Below are 14,620 nucleotides of genomic sequence, written 5' to 3'. Positions count from 1 at the left end.
GTCCCGGATCGTGAAATCGGGTCGTCGGCTGAACTCAAGTCCGACAGGCTGCTAGGCGATCTGGCCGGTGGCAGCTTCCAGAGCGTCGCCTATGGCGTAAACAGCGACGGCTCGGTGGTCGTAGGGAGGGGCACCAGCGCCAGCGGCCAAGAGGCTTTCCGCTGGACTCAGGCGGGTGGCATGCAGCGTATCGCCGATTGGCTGGCGGCCGCCGGCGTAACTGTCGCGCCGGGTTACACCATGACTGTTGCAAAGGGTGTATCGGCTGATGGAGCTGTCGTGGTCGGTGAAAGCTCCGGCCCCAGCGGCTCAGAGGCCTTCATCGCCCGTATCTCGGCCATAGGCAGTGGCGCGATCACTATATCGGATGTGCAAGCCAGCCTCGGCGCTGCCGCCACCGGTGGCGGCATGGCGCTCTCGGCCGTCGGCACGGCGCTCAACGGCGCCCACAGCCGGCCGCTGGCACGGCGCGTGGCGGCAGGGAAGAAGGCCTTCTGGGTGGCCGGCGACTGGGGCACGGATGACCACGGCTCGCGTTCCGGCGACCTGGGCCTGGCGGAAGTCGGGCTGGGCCAGAACTTCGGTCCTCTGCAACTCAGCCTGTCGCTCGGTCAGACCTGGGCCAAGCAGGATCTGACCCTGAACGGCCGCGCCAAATCGGACGGCACTTATGTCATGGCCGAGGCGCTGGTGCCCTTGCGCATGGATACCGCCAACTCCGGCCTGATCGCCACCATCGGCGCCTATGTTCATCGCGGCGATGCCGACCTGCGGCGCGGCTACCTGAATGCCGGTGTGCAGGACTTCTCCAGCGGCAAGCCCGGCGCCGACACCTGGGGCCTGCGCGCCCGGCTAGATTGGGAGAACGCCGCGACCCTGGCCGGTGCCGGCCTCACGCCCTACGTCGATCTCGGTTACAACGAAGCCAAGATCGCCGCCTACACCGAAACCGGCGGTGGCTTCCCGGCACAGTTCAACGCGCGCAAGGAGACGGCCACCGAACTGCGCCTCGGATTGAACGCCAGCAAGCCCATCCTTAACAATGCGCGCCTGGTCGGCACGCTGGAAGCAGCGCATCGCTTCGAGGGCAGCGGCGCCCGCACTGTCGGCCAGGTGGTCGGCCTGTTCGGCTTCGACCTCGCCGGCCCGGCGATCAAGCAGGATTGGCTGCGCGCCGGTGTCGGTATCGAAGGCAAATTGGGTGACGGCACGGGGGCGCTGATGCTCAACCTGACGACCCAGGGCGAAGCGCCCAATGCCTGGCTGGCGGCGTCGTGGCAGACCGCGTTCTGAATGCGGCCAGTTTCCAGCGCACGACAGGGGCTGGTGCATTCTTTATCCCATATCCGAATTCTCGATGCCCTATTGTTCGCCGGGCTGATGGTACTCGGGCAATGGCTTTCGATTCACGGCAAGGCGGTTTCGTCGTATTTGTTCAACGGACATGACTCGCTGACGCGACCTGGCCCCAACCCTATAGCCATAAACGCAGTAGTACTGCTGGCGGCAGGCCTGTTTGCGGCCATTCGCTATGTGGACTGGAGCGGACGACGAAAGGTACTGACCGCAGTTTTCATGTGCGTCATGTCACCCATCGCAGTGATTGGCAACGATACGCCATCCAGCCTGGTGTTCTTTCTGCACCTGCTCTTCCTTGCCCTCGTGACTGGCGTTGTCTGGGCGGAAACCTTGATGGACGGGGTGCATGAGGCGCGATATTGGGAGTTGCTGTTCGAGTACGCCGTGAAGGCTGCACAACTGCTGATTGGGGTGTTTACTGCGCTGGCGGCCGTGCTTCAGGTCATCTCGAACATCAATAAAGAAGCCTCGATGGGCTTCATCACGACGCTCGCCTATCCGACCATGGTAATCGGGCTGGCACTGTTTTTCTTCTTCTACTGGGTGATGGAACCAACCTGGCAGCGGATAGGAGAGCACTACCGCAAAAGCTCCCGGCGAAACGGAGCACGCATGCGACCATTAAAGCCGCGGAAACGATAGCCCCGGCGGCTTTTCATTCCCTGTTCCCGAGCCTACAATGGCAAAGTCTGCCATCTCCGCTGGAGCCTCTTATGTCCCTCAATGTTTCCTTACCACCGGAGCTAGAAAGCCGGGTGCGCCGTCATGTCGAATCCGGCCTCTATGGTTCCGCCAGTGAAGTGATTCGCGAAGCCTTGCGCCTGTTCGAGGCATATCAGAACGTGCAAGCGGCGAATCTGGCAGCGCTCAAAGCGGATATCGACCAGGGGGTCGCCGACATCTCAGCCGGACGAATCAAGGAGCTTGATGTCGAGTCGATCAAGCAGCGCGGCCGTGCGACGCTCGCCGCGCGTGAATCGGCGGCTTGATGGCTACCCTGCGCTATACCGATAGCGCCGAGAACGATCTCCTTGAAGCCTGGCTGTTCATCGCCGAAGACAATCCGCAAGCCGCCGACCGGGTGGTCGACACCATCGATCGGGAAGCGCGACATCTGCTTGCTCATCCACTCATGGGGCGCCAGCGTCCGGAACTTGCGGAAGGGCTGCGTAGCTGGCCTACCACGACGCCTTACCTGCTGTTCTATTTCGCCGATACCAAGGGAATCTTGATCGCGCGGGTTTTGCACCACGCGCGGGATATCGCCGCGATGGAAGAATGGCCGCACGATTGACCTTGCCCTGCCGTAAAGCGAAGAGTTGGTGCTGGCGAGACGGCGAGTATTGGTCTTGCTGATCAGGAAATGTCAATGAACCCCGCCGACCACTTCTCGGGCCACGCCGCGGATTACGCCAAGGCGCGACCCTCCTATCCGCCGGAACTGTTCGCCTGGCTCGCGCAGCGATGCGCCGGCCGCGATCTGGCCTGGGATTGCGGCACCGGCAACGGCCAGGCGGCGCAGGCGCTGGCCGGGCATTTCCAACGCGTCCATGCCACCGATCTTTCCGCCACGCAGGTGGCGCAGGCCGAGCCCCACCCGCGCATCGACTATCGCGTCGCAGCGGCCGAAACCAGCGGCCTGAACGACCGCTGCTGCGATCTGGCGACGGTTGCCCAGGCCCTGCACTGGTTCTGCAACGAGACTTTCTATGCCGAAGTGAGGCGCGTGCTCAAGCCGGGCGGACTGTTCGCTGCCTGGACCTACACGCTGCTGCGGGGCGAGCCGGCACTCAACGCCATCGTCGAGGATTTCTACCGCAACACGGTCGGCCCCTGGTGGCCACCGGAGAGACGCTGGGTGGATTTGGCCTACCGCGAGATGCCCTTTCCCTTTGCCGACATCGCCACGCCAAAACTCGAAATCCGCCTGGAATGGACCCGCGACGACCTGCTCGCCTACTTGCGCACCTGGTCGGCGACCCAGCGCTACATCAAGGAACTCGGCAGCGATCCCTGCATCGAACTCGGTGAGCGCCTGCGCGATATCTGGCCGCAAAGCGACAGCCGAAAGTCCATAATCTGGCCCATCGCGCTTCGCTGCGGGAGACTCGAATGAATACTGAACTGGCAACACTGGGCGGCGGCTGCTTCTGGTGCCTCGAAGCCGCTTTCGTGCAACTTGCCGGAGTCGAGTCGGTGGTCTCGGGCTATGCCGGCGGCGGCATGCCCGATCCGGACTACCGCAGCGTATGCGACGGCGACACCGGCCACGCCGAAGTCGTCGAAGTACGCTTCAATCCTGAGGTCATCGACTACGGCACTTTGCTAAAGGCCTTCTTCGCGATTCACGATCCGACCACGCCGAACCGACAGGGCAACGATGTCGGCAGCCAGTACCGCTCGGTGATCTTCACCCACGGCGACCAACAGGAAAAAGTCGCCAGGGAATTGATCGCGGAACTCGCGGCCGCGAAGATCTGGCCCGCGCCCATAGTCACCGCCGTGTCGCCAGCGCCAACTTTCTGGCCGGCCGAGGATTATCACCAGAACTACTACGCCAACAATCCGCAGCAGGGATATTGCCAGGCAGTCGTCGCACCCAAAGCGGCCAAGCTGCGCAAAGTGTTTGCCGGCCGGCTCAAGACCTGATAGGAAGCCTGGCTATTCGGCGTCCGGCTGCAGCGCTGGCACCGATTGCGCAAACGCCGGCAGCGTCAAGCAGTGTTCGTGAATCCGCATCACCGTCGGCACATGATCGAGTTTCGCCTTGAAGCGCTGCGCATTGAATATCTGCGGCACCAGGCAGATGTCGGCCAGGGTCGGGGTATCGCCATGGCAGCAGGCGCTGGTGCGCGTATCGCCCGCAAGCAGGGCCTCGACCGTGGCCAGCCCGGTTTCCACCCAGTGGCAGTACCAGGCGTCGCGCTGCGCTTCGGTGACGCCCAACGTCTTGCGCAGATACGCCAGCACGCGCAGATTGTTGAGCGGATGGATCTCGCAGGCGATCGCCAGCGCCAGCGCCCGCACTCGCGCCCGCCCGACCGCATCGGGCGGCAGCAGCGCGGGCTGCGGCCTGGTCTCATCGAGGTATTCGATGATGGCCAGCGACTGGGTGAGGACCGTGCCATCGTCTTCTTCGAGCACCGGCACCAACGCAGCAGGGTTGATCGCCTTGAACGCCGCCGCAAACTGCTGCCCCCCGCCCTGCAGCAGATGGACCGACACATACTCGTAATCAAGCTGCTTCAGGGCCAGCGCGATGCGCACGCGAAAGCTGGCGGAGCTGCGAAAGTAGTTATGGAGCTTCATGGCCATCCTGCAAAAAATACAATTTAAGGGGTTTGCACTCGCCTGCTCAGGCGAAGCAAGTGTCCGTCGCTGAGCCTAGAATGACAGCACTATAACGCCGCGCAATTCGATGCCCAAGTCCCAGGCCACCACCATCGTCCCTTGTCTCACGCAAACCGGCCGGGTCTGTGCCGTCCTGTCGGTGCTGTTCCTGCTGCCGGCAGCAGTCGCGGCGGTACCCGAGCCGAGCCTGCGCCGCAGCGAACAGATCGACCTGCGCCGTCTGGGCAAGGTGTCGGAGGACGAGCGTTCGGTGCTGCGTATCGAGTGGCGCGTCGGGCTGACCGGCGTCGACGAAGCGAACAGCGTGCAGGAAATGCTCGACAATTTGCGGCGCATCGAGCAAACCATGGTCGCGGTCAGTCTCCTGGTGCGCAACATGCCGACCCACAAGCCGGTCGCGGCGCCTGTCGCGGCAGAGCCCGCGCCAGCGGATAACGGCGGCACGCGTCTGATGGTGGCCAATCTCGCGGCGGCAGGCCTGGTCGCCCTCTGGTGGTTCCGTCGGCGCAAGTCCGCCGCACCGACGGCGAAGGCAGCCGGTGCACGGAAGGACAGCCCCCCCGGCAAGGCTTCACCCGATGCAGCCTCACCGACCGAGGTGCAAGCATCCCCCTTCGCACAGGCAATGCAGGGCCTGAAGACTGCGCCGCGGATCGAGCCCCGCGTGCCGAGCGAAGACGTGCATGCCGCAGCCGTCGAGACTGCCGCCGCGCCGTCGCCGGCCGCAAACACAGCGGCCGCTCCATTGCCGACGGCCACGCCCGTCGAAGTCGACTTTTCGCTGGAACACGCCGATCCCGAATCCGTGACAAGGGCGGCTGCCAGACAGCCTGCTGCATCCGCCAGCGCTCCTGTCCGCGCCGCCTCCGGCCCGCCGGAAACCGGTCTCGAACCCACGCTGCAACTGGCCGAGATCATGTTGTCCATGGGGCTCGAACAGGGTGCCGCGCAAGCCCTGGTCGAATACACCGAAGCCAACCCGCGCCATGCCCTCTACCACTGGCTGAAACTGCTCGGCATCTACCGCAAGCGGGGGCTCAACCGGGAGTTCGCGGAAACTGCCGAGCAACTGCGCAAGAACTTCAACATTCAGGCGGAATTCTCGGCCGGCACCGACACCGGCGAAGCACCGACGCTGGAGAAGTATTCCCGCGTGGCGGAGCATGTGCAGAAAATCTGGGCGCAGCCGCAGGAGTGCATCGATTATCTGCGGCACCTGCTGGAAGACAATCGCGACGGTGCGCGCGCGGGCTTCCAGCAATCGGTGGCGGAGGAAATCATGCTGCTGATCGAAATCCTCAAGGAAGAAACTTCCGACCCCGCTCAGGCAGCCGCGACGTAGCGCTCGACGATCTGGTCGATGGCGCCGAAGATGCTGGCGCCGTCGTCGCCCAGCATCTCGATCCTGACATGGTCGCCAAAATGCATGAAGGGTGTCTTGGGTTTTCCGGTTTCTATGGTCTCGTACATCCTGAGCTCGGCGATACAGCAATAGCCGACACCGCCATTTTCCACCGAGGAACCGAACAGGCCGCCCTGCTTGTTCGACACCGTTCCTGAACCGATCACCGAACCGGCTTCGAGTTCGCGCGTCTTCGCCAGGTGCGCGATCAGTTGGGCAAAATCGAAAGTCATGTCCATGCCGGCGTTCGGTTTGCCGAAAGGCTCGCCGTTCAAGGCGACAGTCAGCGGCAAATGCAGCTTGTTGTCCTTCCATGCCGTCCCCAGTTCATCGGGCGTGACGGCCACCGGCGAAAATGCCGAGGCGGGTTTCGACTGCAGGAAGCCAAAGCCCTTGGCCAGTTCGGCGGGAATCAGATTGCGCAGGCTGACATCATTCACCAGCATCAGCAGGCGAATCTGCTGCGCGCACTGGCGGGGCGAGGCGCCCAGCGGCACGTCGCCGGTCACCACCGCCACCTCGGCCTCGAAGTCGATGCCCCAGGCCTCGTCGCAGGCCAGCACCGGATCGCAGGGACCGACGAAGCTGTCGGAGCCGCCCTGGTACATCAGCGGATCGACCAGTAATTCCGGCGGCAGCTCGGCGCCGCGGGCCTTGCGCACCAGTTCGACATGATTGATGTAGGCCGACCCGTCGGCCCACTGGTAGGCGCGCGGCAGCGGGCTGTGGCACTGCGCCGGGTCGAAGGACATGGCATGGCGGGCGCTTTGTTGCGTGGCGCCGGCGTTGAGCATGTCGGACACCTGCTGCAGCCGCGGCAGCACCTGGTGCCAGTTGTCCAGCGCCTGCTGCAGGGTGCCCGCGATGCCGCCCACGGTCTGGCAATGCGCGAGATCGCGACTGACCACCACCAGCGTGCCGTCGCGACCGCCCTGTTTCAAGGTGGCCAGTTTCACGGTTTGCTTCCCGCCGGCGCATGGCTGCCGTCGTGCATCCAGCGCGCGTGCCGGGGCGCCTTGCGCGTCCGCGCCCATTCATTGAGCATGTCCCACTTGACGTCGTCGAGGCGCTGCATCATTTCCGGCGTTGCGGTATTGAAGGCGAGCTCCAGGCGATGGCCGCTCGGATCGAAGAAATAGATCGACCTGAAAATCGTGTGATCGGTGGGCCCGACGACCTCGATGCCGTCCGCTTCGAGGCGGGCCTTGGCGGCCAGCATTTCCTCCATGCTGCCGACTTCCAGTGCCAGGTGCTGGGTCCAGCTCGGCGTGTTCGGATCGCGCCCCATCTCCGGCTGGGCCGGCAGTTCGAAGAAAGCCAGGATGTTGCCGGCGCCGGCGTCGAGGAAGATGTGCATGTAGGGATCGGGCGCCTTGGTCGACGGCACTTCGTCTTCGGCGATCGCCAGGATGAAACCCATCTTCAGGTACTTGCCATACCACTCGACGGTTTCCTTGGCGTCCTTGCAGCGATAGGCGACGTGATGCACTTTGCGGACCAGACTGGCGGACATGTTCAGACTCCTTCGCGGGCAATGTTCAGGGCTTCGCGCAGCGTGCCGATGTCGCCGACATGGTTGGCGAGCAGCAGGATCAGCCTTGCGTTGAGCAGTTCGGATTGCTCGTCGGACAGGTCGCGGTGCGTGTTGATGAGCATTTCGTAGAAATCGTCGGCGGGCGTATAGGCGTTGAAGTAGCGCTTGCCGGCTTCGGAAAAGTTCGGATTCAGATTGAGTGCCATGGCACCTCCCGCAGAGCCGTCTCAAGGGAGGTGCGCGCCCCCGCGGGGGGCAGCGAGGTGAATTTTCGAGCGTGGGGGTTCATATTGCTTTCTCCTCTCAGGCGTTGCAGGTCGCTTTTGCGACGGCTGATTTAACCTTCGCCACATCGAACGTGCGCCAGCGCGCGGCGACATGCTGGTCGGGGCGCAGCAGGTACAACGTACCCGGCTGCGCGTCGTAGCGTCGGGCGGCGACGCCGTGCGCATCGACCAGATGCGGAATATTGCCGCCGACGCTGCCCGGCCTCGCCGAGATCACCCGTGGCTGTACTGCAATGCCGCCGCCGGAAAGGCTGGACAAAGCCTCTATCGTCGCCGCGTCAAGCTGCTGCGGATCGTCGACAAAGTAAAGCGCGGTGAAGCGGTGGCCGACCTTGTTGTGCAGCCAGCCATCCTCTCCGTTTTCCACAACCGGCGCATCGTCCATCGGCGCTCCGGGCACCATGCGGCCGGCAAATGTGTCGCCCGCGCAGTCCGGCGTATTGAGGCTGGATGCAGTAAGAAAAGCCGGCACCGAAAGCCGCCCGGAATTGACCAGAGCGCGGCCGAAAGCGTGATCCTTCGCCAGGCCCAGCACGGCATTGCGGAAAGTCCGGCTGACCTTGCTCTTGGGCGTGATGAAATCCGTCGAGCGGGTCGAGTTCAGCAGGTTCTCGTCGGCGGCGTAGATGCGTTCCTCGGAATAGCTGTCGAGCAGCGCCGCGGGCGCGAGGCCAGAGATGACCAGCTTCAGCTTCCAGCCCAGATTGTCGGCGTCCTGCAGGCCGGAGTTGGCGCCGCGGGCGCCGAAGGGCGAGACCTGATGCGCGGCATCGCCGATGAAGATCACATTGCCGTGGTTGAAGCGCCCCATGCGGCGGCACTGAAAGGTGTAGACGCTGACCCATTCCAGTTCGAATTCGCGCTCGGGTTTGTCAACTGCGCCATCCAGTGCGCCGAGCAGGGCCTTGATCCGCGGCAGCACGTTCTCCGGTTTCTTAGCCTCTTCCGGATCGGCGTCCCAGCCCAGCTGAAAGTCGATGCGATAGACGCTGTCGGTCTGCCGGTGCAGCAACACCGACTGCCCCGGATGGAAAGGCGGATCGAACCAGAACCAGCGTTCGGAGGGGAATTCGGCCTTCATCACGACGTCGGCGATGAGGAAGCGGTCCATGAAGATCTTGCCTTCGACTTCGAGACCGAGCATGCGACGTATCGGACTGCGCGCACCGTCGGCGGCGATCAGCCAGTCGGTTTCGACGGTGTAGAAGCCGTCCTCGGTTTCCACCTTGAGCGTGACGGTCTGGCCGGCCTGCGCCACCGAGACCACCTTGTTCTTCCAGCGCAGCTCGATGTCCGGCCGCGCCGCGGCGCTCGCCGCCAGGTACTCTTCGAGGTAGTACTGCTGCAGGTTCACCATGCCTGGGCGATGGTGATCCGGCTCGGGAACCAGATTGAAGTTGTACACCTCCTCCTCGCGAAAGAAGGTGCGCCCGACGTTCCAAGACACGCCCTTGGCGCAGACCGCATCGCCGACGCCGTAGCGGTCGAGGATTTCCAGCGCCCGCTTGGCGTAGCAGACGCCGCGCGAACCGATCGAGACGGTGTCGTCTTCGTCCAGCAGCAATACCGGCAGACCTTGCTGTTGCAGGTCGAGTGCGGCGGCCAGGCCGACCGGACCGGCGCCGACCACCACCAGCGGCACTTTCAGCGTCTTGCCGCTGGCGATTTCAGGCGGCCGGCGGTACTCGAACTTCGGGTAGTTGTAGGTCTTCAGCATGGCGCCATTCCATTCCGCCTTGCGGCCTCAGACCGCCTGCAGCGCATGCCACATTTCCTGATCGCGCTCGGCCGTCCAGATACGCGGATCCCTGATGCCAGACGCCTCGTCGTGGGCCCGCGTCACATCGAAGGGCAGGCAATGCTCGTAGATGAACACGCTGGCGAATTTCGGGTCCATGTTCTTGCGCGTATGCGCCATGCATGCCGCCAGATCCATACCTTGGGCCACGGCTTCCTGTGCGCTGCGATACAGCGTGGACACGAAGTCGCGCGTGTAGGCCAAGCCTTGCTGGACGCGCTGCGGATTCATCAGCGCCGGGCCGCGACCGGGAATCATCTTTTCCGGGTGCAGGGCGGCCAGCGCGTCGAGCGTCGCCGGCCAGTCGGCGAGGTAGGCGTCGCCCGTGTAGCAGGCGGCATCGGCCTCGACCAGATCGCCGGAGAACAGGATCTTCTGCTGCGGCAGCCAGACCACCGTGTCGCCCTTGGTGTGGCCGCGACCCATATGCATGATCTGCACTTCGAGATCGCCCATCCACAGGGTCATCGCCTTGTCGAACACCACGGTCGGCCAGGTCAGGCCGGGCACGCTCTCGACCGCGTTGAACAGGCGCGGGAAGCGCCCGATCTCGGAATCCATGTCCTGCTGGCCGCGCTCGACGATCAATTCGCGCGTCTGCCGCGAGGCGATGATGTCCTGCAAGCCTTCGCGCTTGTAGCCCGAGGCGCCCAGCACGCGCACGGCGTGGTAATGGGTCAGCGTGACGTACTTGATCGGCTTGTCGGTGATCTGGCGTACATGGCGGATCACGTCTTGGGCCATGACCGGCGTTGCCGTGGCGTCGATGATCATCACCGCATCGTCGCCGACGATCACGCCGGTGTTGGGATCGCCCTCGGCGGTATAGGCCCAGGCATTGTCCGAGAGTTGCTCGAAACTGACTTTCTTCTGTTCGAGGTCAGCGTGCGAGGCAAATTTTTTGTCGCTCATGGGGGTTCCTTGGCTATGATCAGAGATTTACTTGTTCGTAACTCAGTTCCTCTTATCGTAATCATCAATACTTTAACTGTCAAGCTTTACCGCTGCTGCCGCACTCCCGGAACTCAGCGGGTCGGCTGTGCATTCGCCGGTGCCCCAACTGGGCTGCGCAGGATGGCCGAGGCCTGGCGATAGGCTTGCAGCGCCTCCTTGCGGCGACCGGCGCTTTCCAGCTCGCGGGCGCGGCGCAACCAGTCGTCGGCGCCCGCTCCGGATGCAGGCGCCGTATCGCCAGCACCAACTCCCGGACTGGCGCCGCCCGGGGCTTTCGCCGATTCACCGGGAATCGCCGGCGTGGCGTAGTTCAGCGCCGCCGACTGGGAACCGGGTTTGTCACGGCGAGCGGTGATGACCATCCCGCTCGCGGCGCGGGCCGATGCGGCAACGGGTTTTCTTGCCGCATCGGCCCGGCGAATTACGGCGAGCGCCGCGCGGTAGAGTCGCAGCGCCTCGTCGCGCCGCCCGGCGGCCTCCATGCCGCGGGCCTGTGCCATCAGCGAGTCGGCGCGATCCGGCACGGCCTGCGAACGCACGGCGGTCCCCCAGGATGCGGTCGGCCGCGCTGCAACGGCGGGAAAACCCTCGGCACCGGCGATTTCGCGGGCTATGGTCAGGTTGTTGTGGCGCATCGCCCAGCGCAGCGCATCGTCGCCCCACTCGTTGACGATGTCGCGGCGGGCGCCGACAGCCAGCAAACGCTTCGCGATCGCCTCTTGTCCTTCGCGCGCCGCCATCATCAGCGGCGTCGAACCGTTGGTGGACAGCGCATTGATGTCGGCACCCTGCTCCAGCAGATAGCTCACCACCTCCGCATGGCCGGCGAACACGGCGTAATGCAGGGCCACCCACTCCTTGCCCTGGCGATTCACGCTGGCGCCATGCTCGACCAGCCAGCGCACGGCTGGCAGATGCCCTTTCCAGGCTGCGTGCTGCAGCGCCTGCTCGCCGACGGTATTGACCTTGTTGATGTCGGCGCCGCGCGAGACGAACAGTTCCATCATCGGGACATTGCCTTCCCAGGCCGCGATCATCAGCCCGCTGCCGATCACCCGGCCCTCGAAATCCGGCGCCAGGCCTGCATCCAGCCATTCGCGCGCAGCGGACAGGTCGCCGCTTTCGATGGCAATGGTGAATCGCGCCGCGTCGGGCAGGGTCGCGGCACGCAAGGGCGCGATGGTGATCAGCAGGATCAGCAGGAAGGAAAGAATTTTCATGGCGAGCAGTATAGAGAATGGGAATGACCGGCAAACCCCTAGAATCGTTCCAATGCCGCTCCATGTCGCCCTGCTGCTGAGCCTCGCGCTGCACGCCGCCGTGATCGTCGCACCGATCTGGCTGGCGGTCAGGCCACCCTTGCCGCAGGCCAGCATCGAAGCGCGCCTGATCCCTGCGCCGCCACCGGCCGCCGCGGCGGAAACGGTCAGCACCGAAGCCGCCGACAGCGCCGCAAATCCGCAGCCGCCGCTGGCGCCCCGCACGTTGCAGGGCAGTTCATTGCGCCGCGCGCAAACGGCGCTGTCCGCGCATCTGTTCTATCCGCCCGAAGCCATCGCGCAGGGCCTCGAAGGCGAAGTCATCCTGCTGCTGGTCCTTGCCGACGGCGGCAAGTTGATCTCGGCAACGGTGGCGCGCAGTTCCGGCCACGGCCTGCTCGATCAGGCGGCACTCGACGCCGCACGCCGCATCGGCGCCCTGCCGGGCAACCCGCGGCAAACCCTGTTTCCGGTCAGATTCCGCCTGCAGTGATCATCCGTAGCGGGGCTTCATCATCCGTAGCGGGGCTTCATCATCCGTAGCGGCGAGGTCAGCGTCTTTTGCTGGCCCGCCCGCTACGCATCCACAGCGAAGCGGGCAGGGTCTTGTCCTGCCCCTTCTTGCTGTGCAGGGGTCTCATCAGGGGCTTCATCATCCGTAGCGGCGAGGTCAGCGTCTTTCGCTGGCCCGCCTGCTACGCAGGGGCTTCATCAGACCGGGTTGTCGATATCGACAAACTCACAATCGATGCCGAATTTTTCCGCCAGATGCGCACCCAGCGCCATCACGCCGTAGCGCTCGGTCGCATGGTGGCCGGCGGCGATATAGGCCATGCCGGTTTCGCGCGCCAGATGGACGGTCTGCTCGGAGATCTCGCCCGAGATGAAGACGTCGGCGGCGGCGGCCAGCGCCGCCTCGAAGTAGCCCTGGGCGCCTCCGCTGCACCAGGCAATGCGTGCCACCTTGCGCCCCGGATCGCCGATCAGCAGCGGTGCGCGACCCAGCGCCCGCTCGATCTGCCGCGCCAGCTCGCCGGCAAGAGTTGGCGCTGGCGGCACGCCGATAAAGCCGATGTCCTGCTCGCCGAAGCGGCCGCTGACGGTCCAGCCCAGGCGCGCTGCCAATTGCGCGTTGTTGCCCAGCGTGGCGTGGGCATCGAGCGGCAAATGGAAGGCGAACAGGTTGATGTCGTGCGCCAGCAGCCGCGCCATGCGCTGCCGGCGGAAGCCGGTGACGCGGCCATCCTCGGCTTTCCAGAACCAGCCGTGATGCACCAGCAGCGTATCGGCGCCGCGCTCGATGGCCGCCTCGATCAGCGCCTGGCTGGCGGTAACGCCGCAGACGACTCGCTGCACGCGCTCGCAGCCTTCCACTTGCAGGCCGTTTGGGCAATAATCGCGAAAGCTCGCGGCATCCATCAGACCATCCAGATAGGCGCGAAGATCCTCACGCAACACCGCATCACCCGGCATCATTTACCTCCACAAAATTAAATTATGCGCCGCCTCTGGCTGATTTTTGCCCAAACCATCACAGTTTGCGTAGCTATCCTGTTTGTCGTGAAGACGCTCAAGCCGGAGTGGCTCGCCCAATGGCCCGGCGAGGGCACGCGCGTCGCCGCAGTGGCGACGGTGCTCGAAGCGCCTGCCGGCAGCTCGGCGCTGCGCCAGGGTTCCTATGCCGATGCGGCGAAGAAGGCGCTTCCGGCGGTGGTGCATATTTTTACCAGCCAGGAAGTCAAGGGCGCGCGCCATCCCTTCATCAACGATCCGATCTTCCGGCATTTCTTCGGCGACCGCTTCGGCGAAGAGTCGCAGCGCCGTTCCGGGCTGGGCAGCGGCGTGGTGGTCTCGCCCGAAGGCTACATCCTGACCAATTTCCATGTGGTCGACGGCGCCGACGAAATCGAGGTCGCGCACAACGACGGGCGCAAGTACAAGGCGCGCGTGGTCGGCTCCGACCCCGAATCCGATCTCGCCGTGCTGCGCATTCCCGCCGATCACCAGTTGCCGGTGATCGCCTTCGGCAGCAGCGACACGCTGCGCGTCGGCGATGTGGTGCTGGCCATCGGCAATCCCTTCGGTGTTGGGCAGACCGTCACTTCGGGCATAGTCTCCGCACTCGGTCGCTCGCACCTGGGCATCAACACTTTCGAGAACTTCATCCAGACCGACGCCGCGATCAATCCCGGCAATTCGGGCGGCGCCCTGGTCGATTCCAACGGCCACCTGATCGGCATCAACACGGCGATCTATTCGCAAAGCGGCGGCTCGATGGGCATCGGCTTCGCCATTCCGGTCTCGCTGGCAAGAAGCGTGATGGAACAGATCATCAAGACCGGCGGCGTGACGCGCGGCTGGGTCGGCATCGAAGTGCAGGAGCTGACGCCGGAACTCGCCGAATCCTTCAAGTTGTCGGGCACCGACGGCACGCTGATCGCCGGCGTAATGCGCGGCAGTCCGGCCGACAAGGCCGGCATCAAGCCCGGCGATGTGCTGACGCAGGTCAACGGCAAGCTGGTGAAGGACGCTCAGGTGATGCTGGAACTGATTGCCGCGCTGGTGCCGGGCACCAGCGCACGCTTCGACCTGAAGCGCGAAGGCCGCGACGTCAAGGTCGAAGTCGCCATCGGCAAGCGGCCGAAGCCGCCGAAGGAAGAATAGCCGCAAGCCGTT

Annotated in this window: 17 protein-coding genes; 9 read left to right on the top strand and 8 right to left on the bottom strand. The window is 64.4% G+C overall.

The genetic code is table 11. The features are described from left to right. From RMO95_RS18255 to msrA, 6 genes are all read left to right on the top strand, one after another. Positions 1 to 1,293: autotransporter domain-containing protein (locus RMO95_RS18255; RefSeq protein WP_310452092.1), on the top strand; the 1,293-nt coding region annotated here is incomplete at its 5' end. Continuing rightward, the gene (locus RMO95_RS18250; RefSeq protein WP_310452091.1) at positions 1,294 to 2,001 is read left to right on the top strand and encodes a hypothetical protein; all 708 of its coding nucleotides are present in this window, start codon (positions 1,294 to 1,296) and stop codon (positions 1,999 to 2,001) included. Positions 2,002 to 2,072: 71 nt separating this feature from the next. Next, positions 2,073 to 2,348 (top strand): type II toxin-antitoxin system ParD family antitoxin, encoded by a 276-nt coding sequence (locus RMO95_RS18245; protein WP_310452090.1) that lies wholly within the window; start codon positions 2,073 to 2,075, stop codon positions 2,346 to 2,348. Then, entirely contained in the window at positions 2,348 to 2,653 is a 306-nt protein-coding gene (locus tag RMO95_RS18240) for a type II toxin-antitoxin system RelE/ParE family toxin (RefSeq protein WP_310452089.1), read from the top strand. The genes RMO95_RS18245 and RMO95_RS18240 overlap by 1 nt, the downstream gene beginning before the upstream one ends. 75 nt (positions 2,654 to 2,728) lie before the next feature. Then, entirely contained in the window at positions 2,729 to 3,475 is a 747-nt protein-coding gene (locus RMO95_RS18235; protein WP_310452088.1) for a class I SAM-dependent methyltransferase, read from the top strand. Beyond that, positions 3,472 to 4,008 (top strand): peptide-methionine (S)-S-oxide reductase MsrA, encoded by a 537-nt coding sequence (gene msrA / locus RMO95_RS18230; protein WP_310452087.1) that lies wholly within the window; start codon positions 3,472 to 3,474, stop codon positions 4,006 to 4,008. Before RMO95_RS18235 ends, msrA begins: the two co-directional genes overlap by 4 nt. A gap of 12 nt (positions 4,009 to 4,020) precedes the next feature. On the opposite strand, the gene maiA is transcribed toward msrA, so the two are convergent. Then, a complete protein-coding gene (maiA, locus tag RMO95_RS18225; RefSeq protein ID WP_310452086.1) occupies positions 4,021 to 4,668 on the bottom strand; it encodes a maleylacetoacetate isomerase in 648 nt (215 codons plus the stop codon). Positions 4,669 to 4,777: 109 nt separating this feature from the next. On the opposite strand from maiA, the gene RMO95_RS18220 reads away from it, so the two are divergent. After that, on the top strand, positions 4,778 to 6,052 hold the full coding sequence (locus tag RMO95_RS18220) for a hypothetical protein (RefSeq protein WP_310452085.1): 1,275 nt from the start codon (positions 4,778 to 4,780) through the stop codon (positions 6,050 to 6,052). Here RMO95_RS18220 and RMO95_RS18215 read toward each other — a convergent pair. The 6 genes from RMO95_RS18215 to RMO95_RS18190 form a co-directional block, all read right to left on the bottom strand. Beyond that, positions 6,034 to 7,068 carry a fumarylacetoacetate hydrolase family protein gene (locus RMO95_RS18215; protein ID WP_310452084.1) on the bottom strand — a complete coding sequence of 345 codons (1,035 nt, stop codon included), beginning with the start codon at positions 7,066 to 7,068 and terminating at the stop codon, positions 6,034 to 6,036. The two genes, RMO95_RS18220 and RMO95_RS18215, sit on opposite strands and share 19 nt — an antisense overlap. After that, positions 7,065 to 7,625, bottom strand: coding sequence for a VOC family protein (locus RMO95_RS18210; RefSeq protein WP_310452083.1), 561 nt, complete (start codon positions 7,623 to 7,625; stop codon positions 7,065 to 7,067). Before RMO95_RS18210 ends, RMO95_RS18215 begins: the two co-directional genes overlap by 4 nt. A gap of 2 nt (positions 7,626 to 7,627) precedes the next feature. Further along, positions 7,628 to 7,852, bottom strand: a complete 225-nt coding sequence (locus RMO95_RS18205; RefSeq protein ID WP_310452082.1) for a DUF2783 domain-containing protein — start codon at positions 7,850 to 7,852, stop codon at positions 7,628 to 7,630. 97 nt (positions 7,853 to 7,949) lie between these two features. Further along, positions 7,950 to 9,650: an FAD-dependent oxidoreductase gene (locus RMO95_RS18200; protein ID WP_310452081.1), complete on the bottom strand. Its 1,701-nt coding sequence runs from the start codon at positions 9,648 to 9,650 to the stop codon at positions 7,950 to 7,952. A 27-nt stretch (positions 9,651 to 9,677) separates the two neighbouring features. Continuing rightward, positions 9,678 to 10,643, bottom strand: coding sequence for an MBL fold metallo-hydrolase (locus RMO95_RS18195; RefSeq protein WP_310452080.1), 966 nt, complete (start codon positions 10,641 to 10,643; stop codon positions 9,678 to 9,680). A 113-nt stretch (positions 10,644 to 10,756) separates the two neighbouring features. Beyond that, positions 10,757 to 11,905 (bottom strand): ankyrin repeat domain-containing protein, encoded by a 1,149-nt coding sequence (locus tag RMO95_RS18190; protein ID WP_310452079.1) that lies wholly within the window; start codon positions 11,903 to 11,905, stop codon positions 10,757 to 10,759. 52 nt (positions 11,906 to 11,957) lie between these two features. On the opposite strand from RMO95_RS18190, the gene RMO95_RS18185 reads away from it, so the two are divergent. Further along, positions 11,958 to 12,437, top strand: a complete 480-nt coding sequence (locus RMO95_RS18185; RefSeq protein WP_310452078.1) for an energy transducer TonB — start codon at positions 11,958 to 11,960, stop codon at positions 12,435 to 12,437. 218 nt (positions 12,438 to 12,655) lie between these two features. Here RMO95_RS18185 and RMO95_RS18180 read toward each other — a convergent pair whose 3' ends face one another. Then, entirely contained in the window at positions 12,656 to 13,420 is a 765-nt protein-coding gene (locus RMO95_RS18180; RefSeq protein WP_310452077.1) for a Nif3-like dinuclear metal center hexameric protein, read from the bottom strand. Positions 13,421 to 13,441: 21 nt separating this feature from the next. Between RMO95_RS18180 and RMO95_RS18175 the strand changes: the two genes are divergently transcribed. Beyond that, on the top strand, positions 13,442 to 14,608 hold the full coding sequence (locus RMO95_RS18175; protein ID WP_310452076.1) for a Do family serine endopeptidase: 1,167 nt from the start codon (positions 13,442 to 13,444) through the stop codon (positions 14,606 to 14,608). Positions 14,609 to 14,620: the final 12 nt, after the last annotated feature.

The sequence above is a fragment of the Sulfuritalea sp. genome, from assembly GCF_031426875.1.
Classification (GTDB): domain Bacteria; phylum Pseudomonadota; class Gammaproteobacteria; order Burkholderiales; family Rhodocyclaceae; genus Sulfuritalea.
The sequence above is the reverse complement of the archived record's forward strand: the minus strand, read 5'-3'. Positions and strand labels throughout refer to the sequence as shown.

Bases quoted from the DNA above. Each gene is read 5' to 3' on its own strand.
- RMO95_RS18250 (WP_310452091.1), top strand. From the start codon at position 1,294: ATGCGGCCAGTTTCCAGCGCACGACAGGGGCTGGTGCATTCTTTATCC.
- RMO95_RS18245 (WP_310452090.1), top strand. From the start codon at position 2,073: ATGTCCCTCAATGTTTCCTTACCACCGGAGCTAGAAAGCCGGGTGCGC.
- RMO95_RS18240 (WP_310452089.1), top strand. From the start codon at position 2,348: ATGGCTACCCTGCGCTATACCGATAGCGCCGAGAACGATCTCCTTGAA.
- RMO95_RS18235 (WP_310452088.1), top strand. From the start codon at position 2,729: ATGAACCCCGCCGACCACTTCTCGGGCCACGCCGCGGATTACGCCAAG.
- msrA (WP_310452087.1), top strand. From the start codon at position 3,472: ATGAATACTGAACTGGCAACACTGGGCGGCGGCTGCTTCTGGTGCCTC.
- maiA (WP_310452086.1), bottom strand. From the start codon at position 4,668: ATGAAGCTCCATAACTACTTTCGCAGCTCCGCCAGCTTTCGCGTGCGC.
- RMO95_RS18220 (WP_310452085.1), top strand. From the start codon at position 4,778: ATGCCCAAGTCCCAGGCCACCACCATCGTCCCTTGTCTCACGCAAACC.
- RMO95_RS18210 (WP_310452083.1), bottom strand. From the start codon at position 7,625: ATGTCCGCCAGTCTGGTCCGCAAAGTGCATCACGTCGCCTATCGCTGC.
- RMO95_RS18205 (WP_310452082.1), bottom strand. From the start codon at position 7,852: ATGGCACTCAATCTGAATCCGAACTTTTCCGAAGCCGGCAAGCGCTAC.
- RMO95_RS18200 (WP_310452081.1), bottom strand. From the start codon at position 9,650: ATGCTGAAGACCTACAACTACCCGAAGTTCGAGTACCGCCGGCCGCCT.
- RMO95_RS18195 (WP_310452080.1), bottom strand. From the start codon at position 10,643: ATGAGCGACAAAAAATTTGCCTCGCACGCTGACCTCGAACAGAAGAAA.
- RMO95_RS18190 (WP_310452079.1), bottom strand. From the start codon at position 11,905: ATGAAAATTCTTTCCTTCCTGCTGATCCTGCTGATCACCATCGCGCCC.
- RMO95_RS18185 (WP_310452078.1), top strand. From the start codon at position 11,958: ATGCCGCTCCATGTCGCCCTGCTGCTGAGCCTCGCGCTGCACGCCGCC.
- RMO95_RS18180 (WP_310452077.1), bottom strand. From the start codon at position 13,420: ATGATGCCGGGTGATGCGGTGTTGCGTGAGGATCTTCGCGCCTATCTG.
- RMO95_RS18175 (WP_310452076.1), top strand. From the start codon at position 13,442: ATGCGCCGCCTCTGGCTGATTTTTGCCCAAACCATCACAGTTTGCGTA.